General features: G+C 70.8%; 2 protein-coding genes. Both read right to left on the bottom strand.

All coding sequences use genetic code 11. The annotated features are described in order from the left end of the window. Positions 1–1,500 (bottom strand): arabinosyltransferase domain-containing protein (locus tag A5712_RS16080; RefSeq protein WP_197519408.1); only part of this gene is annotated, 1,500 nt, incomplete at its 3' end. Next, on the bottom strand, positions 1,500–3,338 hold a 1,839-nt coding region (locus A5712_RS16075; RefSeq protein WP_068107004.1), incomplete at its 5' end, for a galactan 5-O-arabinofuranosyltransferase. The genes A5712_RS16075 and A5712_RS16080, both read right to left, overlap by 1 nt.

The raw sequence follows: 3,338 nt of genomic DNA, 5'->3' as shown, positions 1-3,338 counted from the left end.
CGCGGTCGCCTGCATTTCGCCGGCCAGGGTCTGGTCACGGAAAATCAGGATCACGGTGACCGTGGCGGCGGCCAGCAGGGGCGCCACCAGCGGCAGCACCCCGAACTGTCTGGATCGCCGGTGGATGATGGTGCGCAGCGGACCGATCGCGACCAGCAGGGCACCGATCGAGGCGATGCCGGTCGGACCGGAGAACAAGGTCAGCGCGCCGATGATGCACGCGATCGCCACCGGCAGCAGCCGGTTGGTGGCCACCGCCCGTTCCACCGAGCACCAGGTGAGCAGGATGCCCAGGGCGATGATCGGCTCCGGACGCAGGCCGTTGTCGAGCGGCAGCCAGACCGCCAGGAACATGCCCGCCGCGGTCCACGCCGCGGCCCGGTTCCGCTTGACAGCGTGGCCCAGGCGGGGCATGACCTCGCGGCTGATCGCCCACCAGCACGTCAGCGCCATCGCCAGGGTGGGCAACCGCATCCAGATGCTGGTGGTGCTGACATGGGCCCACACCGCCAGCAGGTCGTAGTACCAGCCGAACGGGGCCTCGGGCGTGCCCAACCAGCGGTAGTAGTTGGCCATGTAGCCGGCGTGCTCGGACACCCGGGCCATGGTCAGGATGTAGCCGTCGTCGGAGGTGTTGGCGCCGACGAAATGCCACCACGTCAGCACCGCGATGACCAGCGCGTCCAGGCCGCCGATCGACCACCAGCGGGCCGGCAGGAAGCGCCGGTGCCGGGTGCCGTCGGCGGTGTCGAGGACGTGCAGCGCCACCAGGGCGGCGGCGGTCAGCACCACCCCGAGGATCATCGCCGCCATCTTCAGCTGGGTGGGGCTGCTGCTGTAGCGGGTGTCGACGGTGGCCGAGAAGCTCAGGCCGGGCGGCGCCGGCCCGGTGAGGTCGGTGAACACGCCGACGATCTGCGGCCGGAAGTCGTAGCCACTTTTCTCACCGCGCAGCGGCGCGCCGGGGTGCTCGGCGTTGGGCCCCTGGGTCAGGCCGACGAACTCGGCGGTGACGCGGTCGGCGTGCGCGGTGAAGGTCAGCCGCTGGCAGGCCGGGCTGAGCACCTGGCTCAGCGGGGCGGTGACCACCGCAACGTTGCGCACCACCAGCACCAGATAGTCGTTGGCGCGCTGGATCAGCAGTCCGCGGTCGACGGCCTTGGGGGCCTGTTTGGGCACGGTCGACAGCAGCACGGTCTTGCCGGCGTTCTGCGGGCCGGCCAGCCCGGCGGCGGCCTGACACGGCACGGCGACGTTCAAATCCGTTGCCACATAACTGATCAGCGGCGCGTCCACGCTGCCGAACGTGCCGTTCTGCGGCCAGTTCAGTTGGGCGGTGGTCTGGTTGACCGGCAGCACCGGGGTGGCGATCGCCAGCAGAGCGCCCAGCAGACCGGCGACGGTAGCGACAACCCGGGCGATCCGGTGGTTACCTCCCGCGTCCTCCACGGGGGTAGATGGTAGTTGCGCGGCCAAGTCGGCCGGGGTTTCGGTGGCCATCAGCCCGGCTTGCGGACGGCCAGCACGAAGGGCCCAACGGTGTCGACGGCGAAACGCGGATCGGCGAACAGGGCCGCCGGCAAGTCCACGGTGTAGCGGCGAACGTTGGGCTGGTTCGGGTACACGTCCTGGGCCAACCGCAACGTGTAGTTGCTGTTCGCGCCGCGGCGCATGAGGAACACGGTCGGCGGGGGCCACGGCGACGTGTCCAGCGCGTGGATGAACTCGTCGGGGGTCTTGAGCTTGGACCACTTCTCGATCTGGGTGGCCCGCAGGTCGAACTGCGCCAGCGGGTTGGCGTAATGCGACGTCAGCCCCTGGAACCCCCAGTAGGGGTAGTAGGACAGGAAGCTGTAGTCGGCGGTCATCACCACGATCTGGTCGCGCGGCTTGCCGGTGACCTTGAGGATGGCCGCGTCGATCGCCGGGTAGAACTTCTCGGAACTCGGCGGGCGGCGGTCGCCGCGCTGGCCGTAGCCGTCGGTGTCCGTGTAGGCGATGGTCAGGTCGGGCCGCAGCACGTCGGGAATGTCCTGGCTGAAGGCGATCGCGGCGGCCAGGCCGAGTGCGCCCGCCACCGGGGCGATCGCGCGGCTGCGTGGGGCAAGCGCGGTGACGGCCTCCACGAAGCCGAACGCCCCGGCCGCGACCAGCAGCACGGTCAGCGTGGGCTGCAGCCGGAACGACAGCAGCGTGGTGCGGGCCAGCGTGGTCAGCATCGACAGCAGCGACCACAGGTAGACGGCCAGCACGCCGATGGCCAGGGCGCCCGCCCGCACGGACGACCGCGCACGCACCACCAGCCACAGGGCGCCCAGCAGGCAGACCGCCCCGAGCAGCGAGAACTGCAGCATCGGGAAGGTCAGCACCGCGCCGTCGGCCGGCAGGTAGTGGAAGGCGCTGCCGCTGTTGCTGACCGGGCTGCTCGCCACCCGCACCAGGAAAGGTAGCCAGGTGATGCTGGCGATGGCCGCCGCGATGGCGGCGATCACGGCCAGTCGGCGCAACGGGTCGAGCGCGGCGCCGAAGCCGCCGCGCCGCCAGCGCGCGCCGGCCAGCAGCATCGCCATGAGGAACACCGTGAACGCGCTGAACCCGAACAGCAGCGTGTACCAGGTGGCCGCCCAGCCGAGGAACAGCCCGGCGCCGACGACCGCGGCCCAGCCACCCCGCTCGCCGGCGCGCAACCCCGACCACGTCAACACCAGCACGGGCGGCAACAGCACCGTGATCATCGCGGCGTAGGGCTCCGGCGAGCCGTAGGCCAGCGTCACCGCGGCGGTGGCGGTGGTGACGATCAGCGCGTACTCGAAGCGGATCATCCGCCACCACAGCACCAGCGCGACCGCGACCGCGATGGTGATCGAGGTGATGGCCCACGGCTTGTACATTTCCCAGGCCGGCGTCCCGGTCAGCGCCGCGACGCGGCCGCCGATCCAGAACCAGCCCGGCGGATAGAACGTCGGCAGCCCGAGGTAGGTCATGTCGTGCAGGGCCGGGCTGTCGGCGAGCCGCGTGAGGTATTCGGTGCGGAACTGCTGGTCCACCGAGATGCCGAACAGATACAGCTTGGTGGCACCCAGCGGCATGCCCAGCGTCACGACCGTGAAAGCGGAGACGAACACCAGCCCGCCCACCTGTGCGAGCCGTCGGTTTCGCGGACGCGTGGAACGGCGCCACAGCCAGCCGACGGCGACCAGGCCGGCCAGGCAGCCGACCTGCCCGACGGTGGTCAGCGCGTGCAGCTGGTTCGACGACGGGTAGGCCGGCCATTGCACGCCGGCGATCGCGATCAGCGACGGCATCGCCACGGCGACGGCGACCGCCACCGCGGCGGC

Source organism: Mycobacterium sp. E2327 (assembly GCF_001672675.1).
Classification (GTDB): domain Bacteria; phylum Actinomycetota; class Actinomycetes; order Mycobacteriales; family Mycobacteriaceae; genus Mycobacterium.
This window is presented reverse-complemented; position numbering and strand designations above follow the sequence as displayed.